This window comes from Variovorax boronicumulans, assembly GCF_019352895.1.
GTDB lineage: Bacteria > Pseudomonadota > Gammaproteobacteria > Burkholderiales > Burkholderiaceae_C > Variovorax > Variovorax boronicumulans_A.
In genome coordinates, this window is the sequence record NZ_JAAAFX010000009.1 from 401120 (window position 1) to 426724 (window position 25605).

A 25605-nucleotide genomic window follows, 5' to 3' on the forward strand; every position below is an offset into this window, starting at 1 on the left:
CGGGCTCAGGGGGCGCAGCGCGGCAGCGGCAGGGTCGGCAGCAGCGCGGTCCAGAGCCGGTGCCACGGCGCCCAGTCGTGGCCTCCCTCGGTGGTGAGCACATGGTCGGCCGGCAGCACCGCGGCCAGCAGGCCGTTGGGCGCCGCGAAACGGTCGGCCCTGCCATAGCCCAGCCACAGCGGCGGCAGCGTGCTCGCCGAGGGCGACGCATAGCCCTGGAGCGACGTCCACAAAGCCGTCTCGCGCTGTAGACGATCGTCCCCGGGCGGCACCGCCGCCGGATGCCAGCTGCGCAGGCCGCCGGCCTTTGCCACGTCATCGGCCACCGCCGGCTCGCCCAGGTAGGGCGCGAGCGCCACCAGGCCGGCAATCTCGCCGGGCCGTTCCTGGGCGTAGACCAGCCCGCCGAAGCCGCCCAGCGAGATGCCGACGAGCCAGATCGCGCGGTAGCCGCGGGCCCGGGCCGGCGCGATCACGTCCTGCCGCAGGCGTTCGACGAACGTGCCCTTCTCGTAGTAACCCAGGTGGGCATCGACGCGCAGCACGTCGACCGCGAGCCGCTGGTCCTGCACCGCGCGCACGAAGCCTTCGCGCACGAACTCGTCGGGGTGCGAGTGCACGCCGGGCAGCATCACGAGCAGCGTGTCGGGGTGCAGCGCGCAGTCGCTCGGGTCGCTCAAGATGTACAGGGGCGCATCGGCCGAGCGCAGGTTGGCACAGCCGGCCAGCAGGCCCAGGGCGAGGAGTGCGGCGAGCGGGTGGAAGGGCTTCATGGGAGAGGGGGCGGGGGTCTGCCGGTGCGTCTCGCGATACGGTCTAATTCTGCGCTGCACGGGCCGAAGTCGCCCGTCCTGTTTTTCCGAAGGATTCCCCATGCTGCTCGACGTCTCCCTTTCCCAACTCGTTCTGGTCGACTACCAGGCGCGCCTGATGCCCGCGATCTTCGAAGCCGACGCGACCGCCGCCAACGCGGTGCGCCTGGGCAAGATCGCGCAGCTGCTCGAGGTGCCGGTGTTCGGCACCGAGCAGAACCCGTCCAAGCTGGGCGAGAACCTGCCCGAGATCCGCGCGCTGTGCCAGCGCACGCTGGCCAAGATGCACTTCAGTGGCGTGGAAGAGGGGCTGGGCGAATGGCTGCGGCCGCCGGTCAAGGCGCCGCAGGGCAATGCGCGCAGCCTGCCCAAGCACCTGCAGAAGCCCGCCGGTGGTGCCCAGGAAGAGCGCGGCACCATCGTGATCGCCGGCTGCGAAGCCCATGTGTGCCTGCTGCAGACCGCGCTCGACCTGCTCGAGGACGAGTTCGAGGTCTGGGTCGTGACCGACGCCTGCAGCTCGCGCACCGAGCGCAACCGGGATGCGGCCTTCGACCGGCTGGCCGGCGCCGGCGCCGAGCTGGTGACCACCGAGATGGTGGGCTTCGAATGGCTGCGCACGGCCGAGCATCCGGCCTTCCGCGACTATCAGGCGCTGATCCGCTGAGCGGGAAACGGGCAGGGCGGGTGTCAGGCTGCCGAAAGCCCGCCGAACCATGATGAATTCAGCCCCGCGCCATAAGCGGGGCGTCTCTGGAGACATACCGACATGCGTTCGTACAGCGACTTCTATCGCCGGTCCGTCGACGACAGCGAGGCCTTCTGGGCCGAGCAGGCCCGGCTGATCGACTGGCAGACCCCACCGCAGCAGATCCTCGACGCCAGCCATCCGCCCTTCGCGCGCTGGTTCGTGGGCGGCACCACCAACCTGTGCCACAACGCGATCGACCGCCACCTCGACGCGCGCGGCGACCAGCCGGCGTTGATCTGCGTCTCGACCGAGACCGGGCTGGAGCGCAGCTACAGCTTCCGCGAACTGCACGCCGAGGTGCAGTGCACGGCCGCCAGCCTGCTCGCGCTGGGCGTGAAGCGCGGCGACCGCGTGCTGATCTACATGCCCATGATCGCGGAGGCCACCTTCGCGATGCTGGCCTGCGCGCGCATCGGCGCGGTCCATTGCGTGGTGTTCGGCGGCTTCGCCAGCGGCTCGCTGGCCTCGCGCATCGAGGATGCCGAGCCGACCGTGATCGTGAGCGCCGACGCGGGCTCGCGCGGCGGCAAGGTACTGGCGTACAAGCCGCTGCTCGACGAGGCGATCCGGCTGTCGAAGCACAAGCCCGCGGCCGTGCTGCTGGCCGACCGCGGCCTCGCGCCGATGGATCGGGTGGCCGGCCGCGACCACCTGATGCGCGATCTCGCCGCACAGCACCGCGGCGCGGTCGTGCCCTGCGCCTGGCTCGAGTCGACCGAGATCAGCTACACCATCTACACCAGCGGCACCACCGGCAAGCCCAAGGGCGTGCAGCGCGACACCGGCGGCTACGCGGTCGCGCTGGCGGCCAGCATGCCGCACATCTTCGACGCGAGGGCGGGAGAGACCTACTTCTGCACCAGCGACATCGGCTGGGTCGTGGGCCACAGCTACATCGTCTACGGCCCGCTGATCGCGGGCATGGCCACCATCCTCTACGAAGGCCTGCCGACCCAGGGCCTGGACCGCCAGCCCGACGGCGGCATCTGGTGGCAGCTGGTCGAGAAATACAAGGTGACGGTGATGTTCAGCGCGCCGACCGCGGTGCGCGTGCTCAAGAAGCAGGACCCGGCGCTGCTCAAGAAATACGACCTGTCGAGCCTGCGCGCGCTGTTCCTGGCCGGCGAGCCGCTCGACGAGCCCACCGGGCGCTGGATCGGCGAGGGCCTGGGCGTGCCGATCATCGACAACTACTGGCAGACCGAATCCGGCTGGCCGATCATCACCATCGCCAACGGCGTCGAGAAGAAGCCGGGCAAGCTGGGCAGCCCGGGCGTGCCCATGTACGGCTGGCGGGTGAAGATCCTCGACGAGTCGACCGGCGAGGAACTGAGCGCGCTCAACGAGAAGGGCGTGGTCGTGATCGAGGGACCGACGCCGCCCGGCTTCATGCAGACCATCTGGCGCGACGACGCGCGCTTCGTCAACACCTACTGGAAGAGCGTGCCCGGAAAAATGGTCTATTCGACCTTCGACTGGGGCATCCGCGACGCCGACGGCTACTTCTTCATCCTCGGGCGGACCGACGACGTGATCAACGTCGCGGGCCACCGGCTCGGCACGCGCGAGATCGAGGAGGTGATCTCGGGCCATGCCAACGTCGCCGAAGTGGCGGTGGTCGGCGTGGCGGACGCGCTCAAGGGGCAGGTCGCGGTGGCTTTCGTTGTGCCGCGCAATGCGGACGGCGTCGAAGGGGCGGGCGCCCTGGCGCTCGAGGGCGAGATCATGCGGCGCGTGGCCGATCAGCTGGGGGCGCTCGGCCGCCCGTCACGCGTGCACTTCGTGACGGGCCTGCCCAAGACGCGCAGCGGCAAATTGCTGCGGCGCGCCATCCAGGCGATCTGCGAAGGGCGCGATGCGGGCGACCTCACGACCATGGACGATCCCGCCACGCTGCAGCGCATCCGTCAACTGCTCTGGCCTTAGGGTTGCTTGGGCCCGTCGGCTGTCACAAGGCTGACGTGGCACAATGCCAAGGTACTCAGGCCCTTCCCTAGCCACAGTCGCATCCGCCAATCGGTTCAGCCGTGTAGCGGAAGGTTTCTTAAACCAGCTAATGCTTCCTTCAGGGGAGCGAAAGTCAGCGGAATATGAGCGATTCCTCGACGTCCAACGTCTACCAAGCCTATCAAGGCAACACCTACCTCTTCGGCGGCAACGCGCCCTATGTCGAGGAGATGTACGAAAACTACCTCGCCAACCCCGGCAGCGTGCCCGACAACTGGCGCTCCTACTTCGACGCGCTGCAGCATGTGCCGGCCGCCGATGGCAGCAGCGCCCGCGACGTGGCGCACCAGCCCGTCATCAACGCTTTTGCCGAACGCGCCAAGCAGGGCACGACCAAGGTCGTGCACGCCAGCGGCGCCGATTCCGAGCTGGGCCGCCAGCGCACCGCCGTCCAGCAGCTGATCGCCGCCTACCGCAATGTCGGCGCGCGCTGGGCCGACCTGGACCCGCTCAAGCGCACCGAGCGTCCCGCCATCCCCGAACTCGAGCCCTCGTTCTACGGCCTGCGCGATGCCGACCTCGAGACCGTGTTCAACACGAGCAACACCTTCTTCGGCAAGGACACCATGTCCTTGCGCGACCTGCTCAACGCGCTCAACGAAACGTACTGCGGCACCATCGGCGCCGAGTACATGTACACCACCGACCAGAACCACAAGCGCTGGTGGCAGCAGAAGCTCGAGAGCGCCCGGACCAATCCGAAGCTCAATGCGGACCAGAAGAAGCACGTGCTCGAACGCCTGACGGCCGCCGAAGGCCTCGAGCGCTTCCTGCACACCAAGTACGTCGGTCAGAAGCGTTTCTCGCTCGAAGGCGGCGAGAGCTTCATCGTCTCGATGGACGAGCTGATCCAGGAAGCCGGCGCCAAGGGCGTGCAGGAAATCGTGATCGGCATGGCCCACCGCGGCCGCCTCAACGTGCTGGTCAACTCGCTGGGCAAGATGCCGGCCGACCTGTTCGCCGAGTTCGACCACACCGCGCCTGAAGACCTGCCCAGCGGCGACGTCAAGTACCACCAGGGCTTCAGCTCCGACGTGACCACGCGCGGCGGTCCGGTGCACCTGAGCCTGGCGTTCAACCCGTCCCATCTCGAGATCGTGAACCCGGTGGTCGAAGGCTCGGTGCGCGCCCGCATGGACCGCCGCGGCGATCCGCTGGGCAAGCAGGTGCTGCCGATCATCGTGCACGGCGACGCGGCCTTCGCCGGCCAGGGCGTCGTGATGGAAACGCTGGCGCTGGCCGAAACCCGTGGCTATTCCACGGGCGGCACGGTGCACATCGTGATCAACAACCAGATCGGCTTCACCACCAGCGACCCGCGCGACAGCCGCTCGACGCTGTACTGCTCGGACATCGTCAAGATGATCGAAGCCCCGGTGCTGCACGTGAACGGCGACGACCCGGAAGCCGTGGTGCTCGCCACCCAGCTCGCACTGGACTTCCGCATGGAGTTCCAGAAGGACGTGGTGGTCGACATCATCTGCTTCCGCAAGCTGGGCCACAACGAGCAGGACACGCCTTCGCTGACCCAGCCGCTGATGTACAAGAAGATCGCGGCCCATCCCGGCACGCGCAAGCTGTACGCCGACAAGCTGGCTGCCCAGGGCCTGGGCGAGACGCTCGGCGACGACATGGTCAAGGCGCAGCGCGCGGCCTTCGATGCCGGCAAGAACACCTCGGACCCGGTGCTGACCAACTTCAAGAGCAAGTACGCGGTCGACTGGAGCCCGTTCCTGAACAAGAAGTGGACCGACGCCGGCGACACCGCCATCCCGACTTCCGAGTGGAAGCGGCTGGCCGAGCGCGTGACCTTCGTGCCCGAAGGCTTCACCGTGCATCCGCTGGTGAAGAAGGTGCTCGACGACCGCGCCGCCATGGGCCGCGGCGACGTCAACGTCGACTGGGGCATGGGCGAGCACATGGCTTACGCCTCGCTGGTGGCCAGCGGCTACCCGGTGCGCCTGTCGGGTGAAGACTCGGGCCGCGGCACGTTCACGCACCGCCATGCGGTGCTGCACGACCAGAACCGCGAGAAGTTCGACACCGGCACCTACACGCCGCTGCAGAACGTGGCCGACAACCAGGCCCCGTTCGTCGTCATCGACTCGATCCTGTCCGAAGAGGCCGTGCTGGCCTTCGAATACGGCTACGCCTCGAACGACCCGAACACGCTGGTGATCTGGGAAGCCCAGTTCGGCGACTTCGTCAACGGTGCGCAGGTCGTGATCGACCAGTTCATCGCTTCGGGCGAAGTGAAATGGGGCCGCGTCAACGGCCTGACGCTGATGCTGCCGCACGGCTACGAAGGCCAGGGCCCCGAGCACAGCTCGGCACGCCTGGAGCGCTTCATGCAGCTGTCGGCCGACACCAACATGCAGGTCGTGCAGCCGACCACGGCCAGCCAGATCTTCCACATCCTGCGTCGCCAGATGGTGCGCAACCTGCGCAAGCCGCTGATCATCCTCACGCCCAAGTCGCTGTTGCGCAACAAGGACGCGACCTCGCCGATCTCCGAGTTCACCAAGGGTGCGTTCCAGACGGTCATCCCCGACCACAAGGAACTCAAGGCCGACAAGGTCAAGCGCCTGGTGGCCTGCTCGGGCAAGGTCTACTACGACCTGGTGAAGAAGCGCGAAGAACGCGGGCAGGACGACACGGCGATCATCCGCGTCGAACAGCTCTATCCGTTCCCGCACAAGGCTTTCGCCGCCGAGATCAAGAAGTACCCGAACCTGGCCGACGTGGTCTGGTGCCAGGACGAACCGCAGAACCAGGGCGCCTGGTTCTTCGTGCAGCACTACATCCACGAGAACATGGTCGACGGCCAGAAGCTCGGCTACTCGGGTCGTGCCGCTTCCGCTTCGCCCGCGGTCGGCTACTCGCACCTCCACCAGGAGCAGCAGAAGGCCCTGGTCGAAGGCGCGTTCGGCAAGCTCAAGGGTTTTGTCCTCACGAAGTGAGCGAGCTCCTTCTTATCCATCCCACAAAAAGTACAAGTCGGAGCACTCTCCAAAATGTCTATCGTTGAAGTCAAAGTCCCCCAGTTGTCCGAATCCGTGGCCGAGGCCACCATGCTCACCTGGAAGAAGAAGCCAGGCGACGCCATCGCCATCGATGAAATCCTGATCGAGATCGAGACCGACAAGGTCGTGCTCGAGGTGCCCGCACCTGCCGCCGGCGTGCTGGCCGAAATCGTCCAGGGCGACGGCGCGACCGTCGTGGCCGATCAGCTGATCGCCAAGATCGACACCGACGGCAAGGCCGCTGCGGCTGCGCCCGCCGCCGCAGCCGCACCTGTACCCGCCGCGGCCCCCGCGCCGGCGCAAGCCGCTGCCGCCGCCACCGGCGGCGCCAAGTCCGACGTTGCCATGCCCGCCGCTGCCAAGCTGCTGGCCGACAACAACCTGAAGACCAGCGATGTGGCGGGCTCGGGCAAGGACGGCCGCGTGACCAAGGGCGACGTGCTCGGCGCCGTGGCCTCGGGCACGACCGCCAAGGCGCCGGCCGCTGCGCCCGCACCGGCCGCCAAGCCGCTGCTGCAGCAGGTCGCCGCACCCGCGAGCCCGAAGGATCTGGGCGAGCGCCCCGAGCAGCGCGTGCCGATGAGCCGCCTGCGCGCGCGCATCGCCGAGCGTCTGCTGCAGTCGCAGTCGACCAACGCCATCCTGACCACCTTCAACGAAGTGAACATGGCCCCGGTCATGGACATGCGCAAGAAGTTCCAGGACGCGTTCACCAAGGAACACGGCGTGAAGATCGGCTTCATGAGCTTCTTCGTGAAGGCCGCGGTGCATGCGCTCAAGAAGTACCCGGTGATCAACGCCTCGGTCGACGGCAACGACATCGTCTACCACGGCTACTTCGACATCGGCATCGCGGTGGGTTCGCCGCGCGGCCTGGTGGTGCCGATCCTGCGCAACGCCGACCAGATGAGCTTTGCCGAGATCGAGAAGAAGATCGCCGAATTCGGCCAGAAGGCCAAGGACGGCAAGCTGGGCATCGAAGAGATGACCGGCGGCACCTTCTCCATCAGCAATGGCGGCACCTTCGGCTCGATGCTGTCGACGCCCATCATCAACCCGCCGCAGTCGGCCATCCTGGGCGTGCACGCGACCAAGGACCGCGCGGTGGTGGAGAACGGCCAGATCGTGATCCGTCCGATGAACTACCTGGCGATGAGCTACGACCACCGCATCATCGACGGCCGCGAAGCCGTGCTGGGCCTGGTCGCGATGAAGGAAGCGCTGGAAGATCCTTCGCGCCTGCTGTTCGACATTTAATTTATCGCGAACGCAATGCGCCGCCTGGCCGTCGTCATGCTTTGCGCGATCGGCGCCTCGGCCTCGGCCGGGGCGGCGGAGCGCGATGCGTGGAGCGGCCTCTACCGGCATGAATGGGTGGCCGACACCCAGGCCGCGCGCGAGCGCCCGGGGGCCGGGCCGTCGCAGCTGACGATCGCCCGTGCGCCCGATGCCGACCCCGCCAGGCTGGCCGAGCGCTACCAGGCGGACCTGGCCCGATGGACCCTGGCCGATGGTAGCGGCGGCGGCGAGAAGAGCGAGCCGCTGCGCCGCTTTCTGCCGCGTGACTACGGCGAGTGGGGCTGGACGGCCCTGCACGAGGCCGGCCGCATGGAATGCCTGGACGGCGGCCATCTCTTCATCTGCAAGACCGCACCCGACACCACGGTCGCCTTCGGCCCCGAAGGCCCCAGGCAGGAGACCCTGCGTGTCAAGACGGGTGTCTTTGGAATCGCCCTCCATGCGGGCGCATTCGAACTCAAGAAACTGGACTGAAACATGAGCAAGCAATTCGACGTCATCGTCATCGGTGGTGGCCCCGGCGGCTACATCGCCGCGATCCGTGCGGCCCAACTGGGCTTCAACGTGGCCTGTGTCGACGAGTGGAAAAACGCCAAGGGCGGCCCCGCACTGGGCGGCACCTGCACCAACGTCGGCTGCATCCCCTCGAAGGCGCTGCTGCAGTCGTCCGAGCACTACGAGCATGCCGGCAAGCACTTTGCCGACCATGGCATCAACGTCAAGGGCCTGGAACTCGACCTCGGCAAGATGCTGGCCCGCAAGGACCAGGTCGTGAAGCAGAACAACGACGGCATCACCTACCTGTTCAAGAAGAACAAGATCACGTCCTTCCATGGCCGTGCGTCCTTCGTGAAGGCCGCCGACGGCGGCTACGAGATCAAGGTGACCGGCGCGGCCGAAGAATCCATCGTCGGCAAGCACATCGTCGTGGCCACGGGCTCCAACGCCCGCGCGCTGCCCGGCACGCCTTTCGATGAAGAGAACATCCTGTCGAACGACGGCGCGCTGCGCGTCGGCGACGTGCCGAAGAAGCTCGCGCTGATCGGCTCGGGCGTGATCGGCCTGGAAATGGGCTCGGTCTGGCGCCGTCTGGGCGCTGAAGTCACGGTGCTCGAAGGTCTGCCGACCTTCCTGGGCGCGGTCGACGAGCAGATCGCCAAGGAAGCCAAGAAGGCCTTCGACAAGCAGGGCCTGAAGATCGAACTCGGCGTCAAGGTCGGCGAGATCAAGTCGGACAAGAAGGGCGTCAAGGTCGCCTACACCAACGCCAAGGGCGAAGCGGTGTCGCTCGACGTCGACAAGCTGATCGTCTCGATCGGCCGCGTGCCCAACACCATCGGCCTGAACGCCGAAGCCGTGGGCCTGGCGCTCGACGAGCGCGGCGCGATCAACGTGGACGACGAGTGCAAGACCAACCTGCCCAACGTCTGGGCGATCGGCGACGTGGTGCGCGGCCCGATGCTGGCGCACAAGGCGGAAGAAGAGGGCGTGGCCGTGGCCGAGCGCATCGCGGGCCAGCATGGGCACGTCAACTTCAACACCATCCCCTGGGTCATCTACACCTCGCCCGAGATCGCATGGGTGGGCCAGACCGAGCAGCAGCTCAAGGCCTCGGGCCGCGCCTACAAGGCCGGCACCTTCCCCTTCCTGGCCAACGGCCGCGCGCGCGCGCTGGGTGACACGACCGGCATGGTCAAGTTCCTGGCCGATGCCACCACCGACGAGATCCTCGGCGTGCACATGGTCGGCCCGCAGGTCAGCGAGCTGATCTCCGAAGCCGTGGTGGCGATGGAGTTCAAGGCCAGCGCCGAAGACATCGCCCGCATCTGCCACGCCCACCCGTCGCTCTCCGAAGCGACCAAGGAAGCGGCACTGGCGGTCGACAAGCGCACGCTGAACTTTTGAGCGTCAAGCAAGCCTACGAGGCCGAGCTCGTTGCTCGCGGCTTCCAGAGCGACCCCGCGCAACTGCGCGCGGTGGACGCGCTGGAACGCTGCGCCAGCGAGTGGGCCGATTACAAGGCGCAGCGCTCCAATGCGCTGAAGAAGCTGATCAACCGGCCGGAAGTGCCGCGCGGCGTCTACATGTACGGCGGTGTCGGACGCGGCAAGAGCTTCCTGATGGATTGCTTCTTCAACGCCGTGCCGATCAAGCGCAAGACGCGGCTGCACTTCCATGAGTTCATGCGCGAGGTGCACCGCGAGCTGGCCGACCTGCAGGGCACGGTCAACCCGCTCGACGAACTCGGCCGGCGCATGGCAAAGCGCTTCAAGCTGATCTGCTTCGACGAGTTCCATGTCGCGGACATCACCGACGCCATGATCCTGCACCGGCTGCTGGCCGCGCTGTTCGACAGCGGCGTGGGCTTTGTGACCACCTCCAATTTCAAGCCCGACGACCTGTACCCGGATGGCCTGCACCGCGACCGCATCCTGCCCGCGATCGCGCTGCTCAACGAGAAGCTCGAAGTGATCAGCGTGGACAACGGTACCGACTACCGGCACCGCACGCTGGAGCAGCTGCGGCTCTATCTCACGCCCAACGGCCCCGAGGCCGACGCGGAGATGACGCAGGCCTTCGACCGGCTGGCCGAGTCCGCCGACGAAGACCCGGTGCTGCACATCGAGGCGCGCGAGATCCGGGCGCGCCGCAAGGCGGGCGGCGTGGTCTGGTTCGATTTCCGGACCCTGTGCGGCGGCCCGCGCTCGCAGAACGACTACCTCGAGATCGCGACCCAGTTCCACACGGTGCTGCTGTCCGATGTGCCGCAGATGACGGTCGCGCGGGCCTCTGAAGCACGCCGTTTCACCTGGTTGGTCGACGTGTTCTACGATCGACGGGTCAAGTTCATCCTGTCGGCGGCCGTGGAGCCGGAGGCGTTGTACACCGAGGGGCCGCTGGCCCACGAGTTTCCACGCACCGTGTCCCGGCTCACCGAGATGCACTCCGCTGAATTCCTTGCGCTCGAAAGGCGCGTGGTGGACACCCGACTCACATGAAGATTCGCACCCTGTTCCTGTCGCTGCTGCTGGCCCTGGGCGCATTGCCCGGCATGGCCCAGACCAACGCGGCCGACGGCAACGTGGACCTGGCCGCCGAGCGGGCCCGCCTGACGGCGGAGCGTGCGGCGATCGAGGCGCGCGCGCAGAAGGAGCAGGCGGCCTGCTATCAGAAGTTCGCGGTCGAGGACTGCCTGATCGACAGCCGCCGCAAGCGCCGCACGCAGGACGACGACATCAAGCGCCAGGAGGCCACGCTCAGCGACATCGATCGCCGGCGCCGTGCCGCGGCCCAGCTGAAGCGCCTCGAGGAGGCCGCCCCGCGTCCTCAGGACGATCCGGCGCAGCGCGAGCGCGCGCAGGCGGCCCAGCAGGGGCGCGAACAGCGCGCCGCCGATCACGCCAAGACCCGCGACGACGCGGCCGCACAGGCCGAGGCCAATCGCCAGAAATTCGAGGCCAAGCAGCGCGCTCAGGCGGCCGAGCAGGCCAAGGCCGCCCGGCTGCAGGCGGCGGCACCGGAAGCCCGTGCGCGCAACGAGCGCAAGCTCCAGAAGGCGCAGGAGCATCGCGAGGCCCGCGAACGCAGCAACGCCGAGCGCGTCAAGCCGCGCTCGCCCGCGCTGCCCACACCGCCGCCCTGATCGGGGCGGCTTGCGACGAGGGCCGGCAGCCAGGCTGCCGACCTCGGCGGATCAGTACTTGTCCAGCACGGCGCCCGAGCTCGCGCTCGAGGCGTTGAATGCGAACTTGGCCTGCACGCCACGCGTGTAGCGCGGCGCCGGTGCCGTCCAGGCTGCGCGGCGCTTGGCGATCTCGGCCTCGGGCACGTTGAGTTCGAGCACCAGCTTGTGCGCGTCGATGGTGATCGAGTCGCCTTCGTTGACGAAAGCGATGGTGCCACCGGCCGCAGCCTCGGGCGCCACGTGGCCCACCACCATGCCCCAGGTGCCGCCCGAGAAGCGGCCGTCGGTGATCAGGCCCACGCTCTCGCCCAGGCCAGCGCCGATCAGCGCGCCCGTGGGGGCCAGCATCTCGGGCATGCCCGGGCCGCCCTTGGGGCCGAGGTAGCGCAGCACCATCACGTCGCCGGCCACGATCTTGCCGGCCAGGATGGCTTCCAGCGCCGACTGCTCGTCGTCGAAGACGCGCGCCGGGCCGGTGATGACCGGGTTCTTCAGGCCGGTGATCTTGGCGACCGCGCCTTCGGGCGACAGGTTGCCCTTGAGGATCGCGAGGTGGCCTTCGCTGTACATCGGCTTGTCGATCGGGCGGATCACGTCCTGGTCGGCGCGCGGCACGTCGGGCACGTCCTTGAGGACTTCGGCGATGGTCTGGCCGCTGATGGTGATGCAGTCGCCATGCAGCAGGCCGGCCTTCAGCAGCACCTTCATGACCTGCGGGATGCCGCCCGCCTGGTGCAGGTCGACTGCCAGGTACTTGCCCGAGGGCTTCAGGTCGCAGATCACCGGCACCTTCTTGCGCATGCGCTCGAAGTCGTCGATGGTCCAGTCGACGCCGGCCGTGTGGGCGATCGCCAGGAAGTGCAGCACCGCGTTGGTCGAGCCGCCCGTGGCCATGATCACGGCCACCGCGTTCTCAATCGCCTTCTTGGTCACGATGTCGCGCGGCTTGAGGTCCTTCTTGATCGCCTCGATCAGCACCTTGGCCGATTCCTTGGCCGAGTTCTGCTTCTCGTCGTGCGGGTTCGCCATGGTCGAGGAATAGGGCAGCGACATGCCCAGGGCCTCGAAGGCGCTCGACATGGTGTTGGCCGTGTACATCCCGCCGCAGGAGCCGGTGCCGGGGATGGCGCGCTTCTCGATCTGCAGCAGGTCCTCGTCGCTCATGTTGCCGGCGGCGTTCTGGCCCACCGCCTCGAACACGCTCACGATGTTCAGGTCTTGGCCCTTGTAGCGGCCCGGCAGGATGGTGCCGCCGTAGACGTAGATGGCCGGCACGTTGGCGCGCAGCATGCCCATCATGCCGCCGGGCATGTTCTTGTCGCAGCCGCCGACCACCAGCACGCCGTCCATCCACTGGCCGCCGACGCAGGTCTCGATGCAGTCGGAAATGACTTCGCGGCTCACCAGCGAGAACTTCATGCCCTCGGTGCCCATGGCCATGCCGTCGGAAATCGTGGGCGTGCCGAAGACCTGGGCGTTGCCGCCGGCTTCCTCGATGCCTTCGATGGCCGCGTCGGCCAGCTTCTGCAGGCCCGAGTTGCAGGGCGTGATGGTGCTGTGGCCGTTGGCCACGCCGACCATCGGCTTCTTGAAGTCGGCTTCCTCGTAGCCCATCGCATAGAACATCGAGCGGTTGGGCGCGCGTGACTTGCCTTCGACGATGTTGGCGCTGCGGCGGTTGATCTGGAGTGCTTTGTCGGCCATGGGTTCTCTTCTCGTGGGTTGTCTTGTGGGGGAGGCTCGGCGCCAAGTATCCGCCCTTTGACTGATTGGTTCCAATCCATTTTTGGAGCTTGATTGATATGCTCGGCATATGAATGAAGCCTTGATCGACCTGCGTGCCTGGCGCCAGTTCGTCGCCGTGGCCGAAGAGCTGCATTTCGGCCGCGCGGCGCTGCGCCTGCACATGACGCAGCCGCCGGTCACGCAGGCCATCGCCCAGCTCGAGAAGACGCTGGGCATCGTGCTGTTCGACCGCACCCGCAGGCGCGTGGCGCTCACGCCCGCGGGCGAGGCGCTGCTGCCCGACGTGCGCGACATGCTCGAGCGCGCGCAGGCGCTGCCGGCCCGTGCGCGCGCTGCGGCCGCGGGCGAGGTCGGGCGGGTGCGGCTGGCCTTCGTCTCGACCATCGGCTTCGAGCGGCTGCCGGTGTGGGTGCGCGAGTTCCGCGCGCTGTGCCCCGAGGTGGCGCTGGAACTGGTCGAGGCCACCGGCGACGTGCAACTCGAGGCCTTCGCGCGCGGCGAGCTCGATGCCGGCCTGATGCTGCATTCGCCCGGTTTCGCGCCGCCCGGGCTCGAGCGGCTGGTGGTGGCGCGCGAGCCGCTGGTGCTGGCACTGCCGTCCCGGCATGCGCTGGCGCAGGTCGTGGCCCCCACGCTGGCCGAGGTGCTGGACGAGCCGCTGGTGATCTTCCCGCGCCGCATCGTGCCCTCGCTGCACGACGCGATCTACGGGCTCTACCACGCGGTCGGCCGCACACCCGTGGTGGCGCAGGAGGCGATCCAGATGCAGACCATCGTCAACCTGGTCTGGGGCGAGCTGGGCGTGGCCTGGGTGCCGGAGAGCGTGCGGCAGTTCCGGCGCGAGGGCGTGGTGTACCGCGCGGCCGCCGAGTTCGCGCCGGCCGGACGCCCGCGCCGGGCCACGCCGTTCCCGGCCTGCGAGACCAGCCTGGTCTGGCCCGCGGCGCTCGACAACCCGGCGCTGGCGCGCTTCGTCGCCTTCGTGCGGGAACGCTCGGGCAGTGCCTGAGCCCGAGGCTCAGGCCGCGCCCTTGAGCTGTTGCGGGGCTCATCACCTCAGCGTGGAGGCAGGCGATGCGGCGCGGCATGGGCATGGTCCGAGTGTGGGTGGATCACGCCGTGGCCGCAACGACAACAGGCCCCCCAATCTGGCCAATTCCCCGGCGTGGCCTGGTGGTCCGACAGGGCGTGCGCCAACCGTCACATCGGCCACGGCACAATGCCCGCATGCTCATGTATCCGCAGATCGATCCGATCGCCCTTCAAATCGGGCCCGTTGCCATCCACTGGTATGGCCTGACCTACCTCGCAGCCTTCGCGCTCTTCTATTTCCTCGGCACGCGCCGGCTGCGGCACGAGCCCTTCCGCTCGCTGACCGGGCCCGGCGTCTGGAGCCGAAAGGACGTGGAGGACATCCTGTTCCTCGGCGTGATGGGCGTGATCGTCGGCGGCCGCCTGGGCTACTGCCTGTTCTACAAGCCCGGCTACTACCTCACGCATCCGCTGGAAATCCTGATGGTCTGGCAGGGCGGCATGAGCTTCCATGGCGGGCTGCTGGGCGTGATCGGCGCGATGGTGTGGTTCGCGCATTCGCGGGCCCGGCCGTTCTGGCAGGTGATGGACTTCGTCGCGCCCTGCGTGCCGACCGGCCTGGCCGCGGGCCGGGTGGGCAACTTCATCAACGGCGAACTCTGGGGCCGCTTCTCGAGCCCGGACCTGCCCTGGGGCATGGTGTTCCCGCAGAGCGGCTCGATGCTGCCGCGCCACCCGTCGCAGGTCTACCAGTTCCTGCTCGAAGGCCTGTTGCTGTTCGTGATCCTCTGGCTCTACGCCCGCAAGGAACGCGTGCAGAGCCGGGTCGCGGCGGTGTTCCTGATCGGCTACGGCGCGATGCGCTTCATCGCCGAGTACTTCCGCGAGCCCGACGATTTCCTCGGCCTGCTGGCGCTCAACATGAGCATGGGCCAGTGGCTGTGCGTGCCGATGATCGCCTTCGGCGTCTGGCTGTACCTGAGCGCACCGGCGCGCGCCGCGCGCTCCGCCCGACGCGCCTGAGGATCAGTTTCCGAGCGACAGCGTGGTGCGAAACAGCCGCGCGTCGCCCGTCACCGGATCGGTGAAGCGCAGCGTCTGCGCCAGCAGCTGCAGCGGGTGCGCATGGTCCTCGTCGCCTTCGGCCCGCAGCACGGGGTAGACCGGGTCGTTGACGATCGGCATCCCCAGCGCCGCGCAATGCACCCGCAGCTGGTGCTTGCGGCCCGTGACCGGCGACAGCCGCAGGCGCAGCCGGCCGCCGTCGAGCGCCGCGAGTTGCTCGATGTGCGTTTCCGAATTGGCTTCGCCGGGCACCTCGCGCATGCGCATGAAAGCCAGGTCCTCGGCCAGCCGGCTGCGGTGCACCGCGGGCAGGGGCTGCGGCCCGGGCCCGTGCACGATCGCTTCGTAGGTCTTGTGCACCTCGCGTTCCGCAAAGATGCGCTGGTAGTGGCCGCGGGTGCCGGGCTCGACGCTGAACAGCACCAGGCCCGCGGTGCTGCGGTCGATGCGGTGCACCGGTGCCAAGGTGTCGATGCCCAGCCTGCGCTTGAGCCGCACCAGCAGGCTTTCCTGCAGGTACTTGCCGCCGGGCGTGACCGGCAGGAAATGCGGTTTGTCGGCCACCACCAGGTGCGCATCCTGGAACAGCAGCACCTCGTCGAAGGGCACGCGCGGTTCGTCCGGGATCTCGCGGTAGTAGTAGACGCGCCGGTGGGCGCGGTAGGGCTGGGTCCGCGTGACCGTCTCGCCGTGCTCGTCGATCACCTCGCCCGCGTCGATGCGCGCCAGCCAGGTGGCGGTGCCGACCGCGGGAAAGCGTTCGAGCAGGAAGGCCAGCACCGTCGGCCAGGCGCCGGGCGGCAGGCCGACGCAGCTGGGGCCGACGCCGTCGCGGGTCGGCAGGGGGAGGGGGGGAGCAGGGGCGCGCACGGCATCGACTGTAGCCGTGCCGCCGGAATGGCCCAGGGTTTCCACCGGCGCCCGGCCATTGCCAGCACGAGGCGTTGTTCCCATAATTACGCGTAATTATCGGAAATTACGGATTTGCCCTGGTGCAGACCGCCATGTCCTTTGGGCACCTCGCGTGACCTGCCATGTGCGCCCGTATGAACCCCGACAAGCCGATCCACCTGCCAGGCTGATCCACACCATGCGCATCGTTGCCAATTCGCTGCACGACGAGGTCGCCACCGCGCTGAGGGAAGAGATCTTCGCGGGCGCGCTGGCACCGGGCAGTTTCCTCGACGAGGCGGCGCTGTGCGAGCGGCTGGCCATTTCGCGCACCCCGTTGCGCGAGGCCCTGAAGGTGCTCACCGCCGAGGGCCTGCTGCGTCACGAGCCGCGCCGCGGCTGTTTCGTGGCCGAGGTGACCGAGCGCGACCTCGACGAGATCTTCCCGGTGATCTCGCTGCTCGAGGGCCGCTGTGCCTGGGAGGCGGCACGCAATGCGAGCGACGCCGACATCGCCACGCTCGAGGGCCTGCACGACAAGCTGGTCAAGCACGCCGCGGCCAAGCGCATCACGGCCTACTACGCGACCAACCTCGTGATCCACGAGGCCATCATCACGCTGGCCGACAACCGCTGGCTGGCCCAGACCATCGGCGACCTGCGCAAGATCCTCAAGCTCGCGCGACTGCAGCAGCTCAACGCCCCCGGCCGGCTGGCACAGAGCCTGTCGGAACACCTGGCCGTGTTCGCGGCGCTCAAGGCGCGCGACAGCGACGGCGCCGAGGCCGCGATGCGCACCCATCTCCACCGCCAGCGCGAAGCCCTGCGCGCCGTGGCGCTTCAACAGAAATCGAGGTTGGCTTCATGAATGCTTCCACCTGGCTCACGCGCAGCGTGTCGCGATTGCGCCCCGATGCCGCACCGGCGGCCGAACCCGAAAAGGAGGTCGCATCCTCTTCCTCGTCGGCCCCAGTGAAGAAGAAGGCCGCGTTGCCGCCACGCACGCTGAACGAGCGCCTCGAGGCCACGCTTCGCCGTCATGGCGAAGCGATGGCGCCACGTGCGCTGCGGCGTGCGCTGACCGAGCTTCAATCGGTGGTCGATGCGCGCGTCAGCGAGGTCGAGGCCGGTCGGCGCGCCTGCGAAGTCATGCGCTGGTATGCCGCGCTCGACGCAGCCGAGCGGCGCGACGTCTGGCTGCTGATCAGCGAGCGCTTCGCGCCCGATGCCAAGAAGCTCAGCAGCGCGCGCGCGCGCCACGAGGCCGCGGTCGGCACCCTCGACGAAGGGCAGGCCGAGGTGCACCTGCGCCGCGCGCTGGCCTCGCCGCGCGCGCGCCTGTTGCAGCGCTTCACCATCGACCCCGACGGCATGCGCTTCCTGATCGACCTGCGCGCCGAACTGCTGCCGCAGGTCAAGGGCGAGCGCCGCTTCGTGCCGCTCGACGCCGAGCTCGAACACCTGTTCTCGACCTGGTTCGACGTGGCCTTCCTCGACCTGCGCCGCATCAGCTGGGATTCGCCGGCCTCGCTGATCGAGAAATTGATCCAGTACGAGGCGGTGCACGACATCAAGAGCTGGGCCGACGTGAAGAACCGGCTCGACAGCGATCGCCGCTGCTACGGATTCTTCCACCCGCGCCTGCCCGACGTGCCGCTGATCTTCGTGGAGGTGGCGCTGGTCGACCACCTGAGCGACGGCATCGTGCCGCTGCTCGACGAGGCCGCGGCGCTGGCCACCGCGGACAAGGCCAGCACCGCGATCTTCTATTCGATCAGCAACACGCAGAGCGGCCTGCGCGGCGTGAGCTTCGGCGATTCGCTGATCAAGCGCGTGGTCGAGACGCTGCAGGCCGAGTTCCCGCGGCTCAAGGTGTTCGCGACGCTGTCGCCGATCCCGGGCTTTCGCCCCTGGCTGGCCAAGCACGCGGGCGAGATGCTGGCGCGGCTCGACGACAAGCGCGCGCGCGCCCTGGGGCAATCGCTGGGCTCCCTGCCGCCCACCCCGGAGCGTCTGCTGGCCGCGGCCGACGATGCGCTGGCGTTCGACGCCAGATCGCCCGTGCGCCAGATGCTGCTGCAGTGCGCGGCCGAGTACCTGGGCCGTGCGACGGTCGACGGCAAGCCGGTCGATCCGGTGGCGCGCTTCCATCTCGGCAACGGCGCACGGGTCGAGCGCCTCAACTGGGCGGGTGACCCGTCCAGCAAGGGCGTCAAGCAGGCCTATGGGCTCATGGTCAACTACCTCTACGATCTCAAGCGGCTCGACAAGCACCGCGCGCTGCTGGCCCAGGGCAAGGTGGCGGTCTCGGGCGACATCGACAGCCTGTTCCTCAAGGCTTGAGCGCCGATTTTTCGACGGGCCGATTTCCACGGCGTGCCGACGGCCCCGGCACATGAGCGTTGCATAAAAACAGGAGACAAGACAATGAACCACAGCTTTCAACGGCGCGACATGCTGCGCCTGGCCGCAGCGGCCGCGGCCGTCCTTGGCGGCGGCGCGCAGGCGCAATCCGGCTGGCCTTCCAAGCCCGTCACGCTGGTCGTGCCTTTCCCGGCCGGCGGCGGCACCGACGCGTTCGCGCGGCCGTTGTCGGCGCAGTTCTCCAAGGGCACCGGCCAGACGCTGGTGATCGACAACCGTGGCGGCGCGGGCGGCACCCTGGGGGGCAGCGTGGCCTCCAAGCTGCCGGCCGACGGCTACGGCCTGTTCATGGGCGGGGTGCACCATGCCATCGCACCGTCGATCTACCCCAAGCTCGACTACGACCTCGAGAAGGACTTCGTGCCGCTGATGCTGCTGGCCAATGCGCCGCAGGTGGTGGTGGTCAATCCCAAGCGCGTGACGCAGACCACCGTCCAGGAGTTCATCGCCTATGCCAAGCGCAACCCGGCCAAGATGAACTACGGCTCGGCCGGCGCCGGCACCTCGCACCATCTGGCGGGCGAACTGTTCAAGCAGCAGACCGGCACCTTCATCACGCACATTCCCTACCGCGGCGCGGGCCCGATGCTGCAGGACCTGATCGCCGGCAATGTCGACGTCTGTTTCGACGGCCTGGGCTCTTCGTCGCAACACATCAAGGGCGGCCGCATCAAGGCCCTGATGATGGCCGGCGCCAAGCGCAACCCGGCCTTTCCGGACGTGCCCTGCGCCGCCGAGGTGGGCCTGCCCGACTACAACGTGACGACCTGGTACGGCCTCTGGGCGCCCAAGGGCACGCCGGCCGAGGTGCAATCGCGCATCATCGAGGACATGAAGAAGTCGCTGGCGACCGACGAGCTCAAGACCATCTGGGCCGCCAACGGTTCGGAGATTCCCAACCTCACGGGCACGGCCTACGGCGGCTTCGTCAATGCCGAAATCAAGCGCTGGGCTGCGGTGGTCAAGGCCTCGGGCGCCAAACTGGAATGAGGAGAATTGATGGCGGGTGAGATTCGCATCGAACGCGAGGGCGCGATCGCCTTCGTCACGCTGGTGCACGCAGGGCGCCTGAATGCCATGTCGCGTGCGATGTGGCGCGACCTGCGCGCGGCCTTCGAGGCCTTCGCGACCGACACGGCCCTGCGCTGCATCGTGCTGCGCGGGGAGGGCGGGGCCTTCTGCGCCGGTGGCGACATCTCCGAATACCCGTCCTTCCGCTTCGATGCGGCTGCGCTGCGCGTCTTCCATGAAGACGAGGTCGGCGCCGCGCTCAAGGTGCTGCGCGGCTGCGAGGTGCCGATGCTCGCGCAGATCGAGGGCGCCTGCATGGGCGCCGGCCTCGAGATCGCGAGCTGCTGCGACATCCGGCTGGCCGGCGCGTCGGCGAAGTTCGGCGCGCCCATCGCCAAGCTCGGTTTCCCGATGGCGCCCTACGAAGCGGCGCTGGTGCACCGCGCCGTGGGCGATGCGTTGGCACGCGACATGCTGCTGGCCGCCGGCGTGCATGGCGCGCCCCGGCTGAAAGAGGCCGGCTTCCTGCTCGAGGTGCTGCCCGATGCCGCCGTGGCCGACGCGGTGCGGGTGCATGCGCGTCGCATCGCCGCGCTCGCGCCCGAGGCCGCGCGCGCCCACAAACGCATGCTGGCCGCATTGGCCGGCATCGACACCGGCAAGGTCGAGGCCCTGCTGCCCACGGCCTACGACTACGCCGATTCCCCCGAACACCGCGAAGGCATCGCTGCCTTCCTTGCCAAACGTCCTCCTGTTTTCCGAGATCACGCATGACGACCCAAGCCAACCTTTTCGCCGCGCTGCGCGCCGCCTTCCCTGCCGATCTCGATGCGGTCGCGGTCGAGACCGACGACGGCCTGCTGTACTCCTGGCGCGACCTCGACCGCGCGAGCGCGATGCTCGCCAACCTGTTCACCGCGCTCGAGCTGACGCCCGGCGCGCGTATCGCCGTGCAGGTCGAGAAGTCCGTCGAAGCGCTGATGCTCTACCTGGCCACGCTGCGCGCCGGCTATGTGTTCCTGCCGCTCAACACCGCCTACCGCGGTGCCGAGATCGCATACTTCATCGGCAATGCCGAGCCGGAGGTGGTGGTGTGCAGCAGCGCCAACGCCGAATGGGTCGGCCCGATCGCGCTGGCCGCGGGCACGCGCCATGTGTTCACGCTCGACGACGACCGCACCGGCACCTTGCTCGAACTGGCCGCGCAGTGCAGCGACCGGCACACCGTGGTGCACAAGGACGAAGACGACCTCGCGGCCATCCTCTACACCAGCGGCACCACCGGCCGCAGCAAGGGGGCGATGCTCACGCACCGCAACCTGCTGTCGAACGCCGAGGTGCTCAAGGACTACTGGGGCTGGACCGAGGGCGACGTGCTGATCCACGCTCTGCCCATCTTCCACGTGCACGGCCTGTTCGTCGCGATCCACGGCGCGCTGCTCAACGGCAGCAAGATGATCTGGCTCAACAAGTTCGACCCGAAGCGCGTGGTGGCGCGGCTGCCCGAGGCCACGGTCTTCATGGGCGTGCCCACGCTCTATGTGCGCATGCTGGCCGAGCCCGGGCTCACGAAGAAGGCCTGCAAGCGCATGCGCCTGTTCATCGCGGGTTCGGCGCCGCTGCTGATCGAGACCTTCCACGCCTGGCAGCAGCGCACCGGCCACACGATCCTCGAGCGCTACGGCATGAGCGAGACCGCGATGCTCACCTCCAACCCCTACAGTGCGGTGCAGGGAGAGCGCCGCGGCGGCACGGTGGGCTTCGCGTTGCCGGGCGTGAACCTGCGGGTGCGCGTGGCCGAAGACAACGGCGACAGCCGCGAGGCGACCACGGGCGAGATCGGCAACATCGAGGTCGACGGCCCCAACGTGTTCGCCGGCTACTGGCGCATGCCCGAGAAGACGAAGGAGGAATTCACATCCGACGGCTTCTTCAAGACCGGTGACGTGGGCCAGATCGACGGCCTGGGCTACATCACCATCGTCGGCCGCAGCAAGGACCTGATCATCAGCGGCGGCTACAACGTCTACCCGGCCGAGATCGAGGGCTTCATCAACGAGCTGCCGGGCGTGGCCGAGAGCGCGGTGGTCGGCGTGCCCCATGCGGACTTCGGCGAGGTCGGCGTGGCCGTGGTCACGACCAAGCCCGGCGCGGTGATCGATGCGGACGCGATCGTGGCCGAGCTCAAGGCCAGGCTGGCCAACTTCAAGGTGCCCAAGCGCTGCTTCGTGGTGGGCGAGCTGCCGCGCAACGCGATGGGCAAGGTGCAGAAGGCGCTGCTGCGCGAACAGCACAAGGGTCTGTTCGCGCGCGCCTGAGCCTCAATCGGGCAGCGCGGTCAGGCTGCGCGGCTCCTGCACCTGGGTCGCGTTGTGCTCGGAACGGTAGCGTGCCGCCATCGCATAGACCGCCTTGCGCACGCGCATGACCGAACCGATCGGCCGGTGCGCGGCCAGGCCGTGCCAGGGGCTGAAGGACATGCCGTCGTCCACCGCGGCCGAGCGCGCGTCGCTCCAGGCGACCTGCGGCGCGGCCACGATGCGTGCCACCGTGACGAAGGGGCTCTGGTCTTCCGGCCACTGCACCGAAGCATCCTCGATCGGCATGGCCTGGAGGTCGGTGCACAGCTGGACCCGCAGTTCCCAGGTGCCGCCGCTGTGGCTGAAGTGTTCGACCACCGCGTCGCGCAGGCCGTGGGGCCGATCGTGCAGGTCGACCGGTGCATCGGTCAGCGCGGTGAGTTCGGGAGACACCGGCACCAGCTGCAGCTTGCCCATGTAGGGCCCGAACAGCATGGGCACCTGCGTGTAGAAGGTCTCGCCGAGGATGTTCGTCTCGGGGTGGCCGCCCAGCGCCTTGAGCGTGCCGCTCTCGCCGCCGGCCTTCTCGATCAGGCTCTCGAGCCCGCGCAGCGTGGCCGACAGCGCCTTCTTGAGGCCCGGCAGCTTGTCGGTGCTGGATGCGAGCAACTTGAGCGTGCCCAGGAATTTCTTGGCGGTGGGTGCGCTGAACACCGGCCCGTTGACCATCAGGAAATCCTGCGTGACATCGGCCTGCGACCCGGGCAAACGCTCCCCCGGCACACCGATGATCTTCATGCCCAGGCCGCGCGGCGTCGACACGCTGTCGTCCAGCAGGTCACCGGGCACGGTCGACAGGCGCATCACGACCGGGTACGACGCCGGCGTGGCGAACACGCCTTGCGCCAGCATCGAGGGTAGGCCTGCCGCGACCTGCAGTTCGCCGAACAGCAGGCCGTGGCTCTTCGCATGCACGCTGCGGTAGGCATGGCCCTCGTCCTTGCGCACGATCTCGTTGATCTTGTGCAGGGTTTCGCTCAACGCGCGTTCGGTCTCGGCCTCGCCGTCCTCGAGCGCTTCGAAATCGGCCTGGTAGGGCAGCGGTGTGATGGGGTGCGTGGTGGGGTCGCTCATGGCTGTTCCTTTGAATCGTGGGGAAAGGAGGGCGGGCGGCCGCTCGTGCGCCGCAGCCGGATCGGGATCGACTTGAAGGCTGGCACTTGGCTGCCCTCGGCATGGTGCGCGAGCGGCACCAGCGGATTGCATTCGGGAAAGTAGCCGGCCGCGCAGCCTGCGGGGATGTCGAAGGGCGTGACGCGCAGGCCGATGACTTCGCGCCTCACGCCGTCGTCGACGGCGGTGGTGGCGGTCACGGTGTCGCCCTCGGCCAGGCCCAGGCGCGCGATGTCGGCTGCATGGAGCAGCAGCACCTGGCGCGTGCCGTAGATGCCGCGAAAGCGGTCGTCGAGGCTGTAGATGGTGGTATTGAACTGGTCGTCGCTGCGCATCGTCATGAGGCGCAGCACGTCCGGCGCGGTCTCGGGCGTGTCGGGGTCGGCCACCAGCGTGTCGGGCACGATGAACTGCGCCTTGCCGCTGGGTGTCTTCCAGATGCGCTCGCGCGCCGGGATCGGCCGGTGGAAGCCGCCGGGCGCGCGGAAGCGGCCGTTGAAGTCGCGGAAGATCTCGGGCCAGGTGGCCTCGATGGCGTCGCGCACGCGGCCGTAGTCGCCCGCCCAGGCGGCCCAGGGCACGTGGTCGTTGGGCTCGAGCGTGGCCTGCGCGATGCCCGCGATAATCGCGGCCTCGGAGCGCAGCGTGGCTTCGGCCGGTTCGGCCATGCCGTCGGAGGCGTGCATGAAGCCGGTCGAGTCCTCGACCGATACCGTCTGCGCGCCGCCCGCCTGGCGGTCGATCTCGATGCGGCCCAGGCAAGGCAGCAGGTAGGCCACCTCGCCGTGCACCAGGTGACTGCGATTGAGCTTGGTCGCGACCTGGACCGTGAGCCGCAGCCTGCGCCAGGCCGCCTCGACGCGGGCGGTGTCGGGCACCGCGCGCAGGAAGTTGCCGCCCAGGCCGACGAAGGCGCGCACCGAGCCGTCGAGCACACCCTCGCAGGTGGCGACGGTGTTGCGCCCCTGGTCGCGCGGCGGCTCGAAGCGGTAGAGCGCGGCCAGCGTGTCCAGCGGCGCGAGCTCGGGCTTCTCAGTGATGCCCACGGTGCGCTGGCCCTGCACGTTCGAGTGGCCGCGCACCGGGCAGATGCCCGCGCCGCGCCGGCCGATGTGCCCGCCCAGGAGCAGCAGGTTCGACACCATCTGCACATTCATCACGCCCTTGCGGTGCTGGGTGAGGCCCATGCCGTAGATGCCGATCACGGCACGCGCGCGGGCATAGACCGCGGCCGCCTGTTCGAGCGCCGTCCGGGTGAGGCCCGATTCGGATTCGATCGCCTCCCACGGCGTCTCGCGCATGCGCGCGGCGAAGGCATCGAAGCCCTGCGTGTGCTCGGCGATGAAGTCCGCGTCGACCACGCGTGCGGCACCGCTGCGCCGCGCTTCGTCGTCGGCCGCGATCAGCGCCTTGCACAGCCCGCTGATGGCCGCGATGTCGCCGCCGATCTTCAGCTGCAGGTACTGCGTGCTGATGGCGGTCCGGGCCGGCGTGAGCATCTCGATCGGCGACTGGGGGTTGGCGAAGCTCACCAGCCCGCGTTCCTTGAGAGGGTTGAAGCTCACGATCGGCACGCCGCGCTGCCGTGCCTCCTGCAGCTGGTGCAGCATGCGCGGGCTGTTCACGCCCACGTTCTGGCCGAAGAAGAAGATCGCGTCGGTCTGGTCGAAGTCGTCGAGCGTCACTGTCCCCACCGGCACGCCGATGGTCTGGGGCAGCGCCACCGAGGTGCTCTCGTGGCACATGTTGGAGCTGTCGGGCAGGTTGTTGTTGCCGTAGAGCCGGGCCAGCAGCTGGTACATGTAGCTGGCTTCCAGCGAAGCGCGGCCCGAGGCGTAGAACACCGTGGACTTGGGATCGGCAGCACGCAGCGCACGGAGTTCCGCACCGATGCCCGCGTAGGCCTCGTCCCAGGCGACTTCGACATAGCGGTCGGTGGCCGCGTCCCAGCGCAGCGGCACGGTGAGCCGGCCGCCTTCCTCGAGCGCATGGTCGCTCCAGCTCTCCAGGCTCGTCAGCGTGTGCTGCGCGAAGAAGCCGGGCGGCATCCGCTTGGCCGTGAGTTCCCAGGCCGTGGCCTTGGCGCCGTTCTCGCAAAACTCTGCGCGGTGCGGCTTCGCTGGCTTGGCCCACGCGCAGCTGACGCAGGCAAAGCCGCCATGCTGGTTCTGCTTGAGCAGCGCCTTGGTTCCCTGGATGGGAATGCGTTCACGCGTCAGAACGCCGGCCACGGCCTGGAGGGAGCCCCAGCCGCCGGCCGGGTGTTCGTTGGGTTCGAAGGTGGGGGTGTCGCTCACGTGGCCGGCCATTCCGTAGGGCCGCACGATCGGCGGCTGATGGCCTGCAGTATTCGGGCCGCCGCAAAGGCCCGCGTAGGGCAGTGCTG

General features: G+C 68.4%; 20 protein-coding genes. 15 read left to right on the forward strand and 5 right to left on the reverse strand.

The window, feature by feature from the left end; genetic code table 11:
- Positions 1-5: 5 nt before the first annotated feature.
- Positions 6-773, reverse strand: coding sequence for an alpha/beta fold hydrolase (locus tag K0H49_RS21035; RefSeq protein WP_219216612.1), 768 nt, complete (start codon positions 771-773; stop codon positions 6-8).
- 100 nt (positions 774-873) lie between these two features.
- Here K0H49_RS21035 and K0H49_RS21040 point away from each other — a divergent pair, with 100 nt between their 5' ends.
- The 8 genes from K0H49_RS21040 to K0H49_RS21075 all read left to right on the forward strand — a co-directional run bounded on the left by K0H49_RS21040 (position 874) and on the right by K0H49_RS21075 (position 11535).
- Positions 874-1479 carry an isochorismatase family protein gene (locus K0H49_RS21040; RefSeq protein WP_219216614.1) on the forward strand — a complete coding sequence of 202 codons (606 nt, stop codon included), beginning with the start codon at positions 874-876 and terminating at the stop codon, positions 1477-1479.
- Between the two features lie 102 nt (positions 1480-1581).
- Positions 1582-3489: a propionate--CoA ligase gene (locus K0H49_RS21045; protein ID WP_219216616.1), complete on the forward strand. Its 1908-nt coding sequence runs from the start codon at positions 1582-1584 to the stop codon at positions 3487-3489.
- A gap of 164 nt (positions 3490-3653) precedes the next feature.
- The gene (locus K0H49_RS21050; protein WP_219216618.1) at positions 3654-6530 is read left to right on the forward strand and encodes a 2-oxoglutarate dehydrogenase E1 component; all 2877 of its coding nucleotides are present in this window, start codon (positions 3654-3656) and stop codon (positions 6528-6530) included.
- Positions 6531-6584: 54 nt separating this feature from the next.
- Positions 6585-7850, forward strand: a complete 1266-nt coding sequence (gene odhB / locus K0H49_RS21055; protein ID WP_219216620.1) for a 2-oxoglutarate dehydrogenase complex dihydrolipoyllysine-residue succinyltransferase — start codon at positions 6585-6587, stop codon at positions 7848-7850.
- Between the two features lie 15 nt (positions 7851-7865).
- Positions 7866-8366: a hypothetical protein gene (locus tag K0H49_RS21060; RefSeq protein ID WP_219216622.1), complete on the forward strand. Its 501-nt coding sequence runs from the start codon at positions 7866-7868 to the stop codon at positions 8364-8366.
- 3 nt (positions 8367-8369) lie between these two features.
- Positions 8370-9797 (forward strand): dihydrolipoyl dehydrogenase, encoded by a 1428-nt coding sequence (gene lpdA, locus K0H49_RS21065; protein ID WP_219216624.1) that lies wholly within the window; start codon positions 8370-8372, stop codon positions 9795-9797.
- On the forward strand, positions 9794-10891 hold the full coding sequence (gene zapE / locus K0H49_RS21070) for a cell division protein ZapE (protein ID WP_219216633.1): 1098 nt from the start codon (positions 9794-9796) through the stop codon (positions 10889-10891). Before lpdA ends, zapE begins: the two co-directional genes overlap by 4 nt.
- Complete coding sequence (locus tag K0H49_RS21075) at positions 10888-11535, forward strand: hypothetical protein (RefSeq protein WP_257625055.1); 648 nt, start codon at positions 10888-10890, stop codon at positions 11533-11535. Before zapE ends, K0H49_RS21075 begins: the two co-directional genes overlap by 4 nt.
- Positions 11536-11586: 51 nt before the next feature.
- On the opposite strand, the gene ilvD is transcribed toward K0H49_RS21075, so the two are convergent.
- The gene (gene ilvD / locus K0H49_RS21080; RefSeq protein WP_219216634.1) at positions 11587-13281 is read right to left on the reverse strand and encodes a dihydroxy-acid dehydratase; all 1695 of its coding nucleotides are present in this window, start codon (positions 13279-13281) and stop codon (positions 11587-11589) included.
- Positions 13282-13390: 109 nt separating this feature from the next.
- Here ilvD and K0H49_RS21085 point away from each other — a divergent pair, with 109 nt between their 5' ends.
- Together K0H49_RS21085 and lgt are read left to right on the forward strand one after the other, a co-directional pair.
- On the forward strand, positions 13391-14332 hold the full coding sequence (locus K0H49_RS21085; RefSeq protein ID WP_219216636.1) for a LysR family transcriptional regulator: 942 nt from the start codon (positions 13391-13393) through the stop codon (positions 14330-14332).
- Between the two features lie 218 nt (positions 14333-14550).
- The gene (lgt, locus tag K0H49_RS21090; RefSeq protein WP_219216638.1) at positions 14551-15378 is read left to right on the forward strand and encodes a prolipoprotein diacylglyceryl transferase; all 828 of its coding nucleotides are present in this window, start codon (positions 14551-14553) and stop codon (positions 15376-15378) included.
- Between the two features lie 3 nt (positions 15379-15381).
- Here the strand turns inward: lgt and K0H49_RS21095 are convergent, their stop codons facing one another.
- Positions 15382-16290, reverse strand: coding sequence for a pseudouridine synthase (locus tag K0H49_RS21095; protein ID WP_374122397.1), 909 nt, complete (start codon positions 16288-16290; stop codon positions 15382-15384).
- 220 nt (positions 16291-16510) lie between these two features.
- Between K0H49_RS21095 and K0H49_RS21100 the strand changes: the two genes are divergently transcribed.
- The 5 genes from K0H49_RS21100 (at position 16511) to K0H49_RS21120 (ending at position 22064) form a co-directional block, all read left to right on the forward strand.
- Complete coding sequence (locus K0H49_RS21100; RefSeq protein ID WP_219216642.1) at positions 16511-17179, forward strand: GntR family transcriptional regulator; 669 nt, start codon at positions 16511-16513, stop codon at positions 17177-17179.
- Positions 17176-18654 (forward strand): malonyl-CoA decarboxylase, encoded by a 1479-nt coding sequence (locus tag K0H49_RS21105; protein WP_219216644.1) that lies wholly within the window; start codon positions 17176-17178, stop codon positions 18652-18654. The genes K0H49_RS21100 and K0H49_RS21105 overlap by 4 nt, the downstream gene beginning before the upstream one ends.
- An 84-nt stretch (positions 18655-18738) precedes the next feature.
- Positions 18739-19725 carry a Bug family tripartite tricarboxylate transporter substrate binding protein gene (locus tag K0H49_RS21110; RefSeq protein WP_219216646.1) on the forward strand — a complete coding sequence of 329 codons (987 nt, stop codon included), beginning with the start codon at positions 18739-18741 and terminating at the stop codon, positions 19723-19725.
- Positions 19726-19734: 9 nt separating this feature from the next.
- On the forward strand, positions 19735-20520 hold the full coding sequence (locus tag K0H49_RS21115) for an enoyl-CoA hydratase/isomerase family protein (protein ID WP_219216648.1): 786 nt from the start codon (positions 19735-19737) through the stop codon (positions 20518-20520).
- Entirely contained in the window at positions 20517-22064 is a 1548-nt protein-coding gene (locus K0H49_RS21120) for a malonate--CoA ligase (protein WP_219216650.1), read from the forward strand. Before K0H49_RS21115 ends, K0H49_RS21120 begins: the two co-directional genes overlap by 4 nt.
- Before the next feature lie 3 nt (positions 22065-22067).
- Here K0H49_RS21120 and K0H49_RS21125 read toward each other — a convergent pair whose 3' ends face one another.
- Positions 22068-23180: a catalase family protein gene (locus tag K0H49_RS21125; RefSeq protein WP_219216652.1), complete on the reverse strand. Its 1113-nt coding sequence runs from the start codon at positions 23178-23180 to the stop codon at positions 22068-22070.
- The gene (locus K0H49_RS21130) at positions 23177-25528 is read right to left on the reverse strand and encodes an FdhF/YdeP family oxidoreductase (protein WP_219219060.1); all 2352 of its coding nucleotides are present in this window, start codon (positions 25526-25528) and stop codon (positions 23177-23179) included. The genes K0H49_RS21125 and K0H49_RS21130 overlap by 4 nt, the downstream gene beginning before the upstream one ends.
- Positions 25529-25605: the final 77 nt, after the last annotated feature.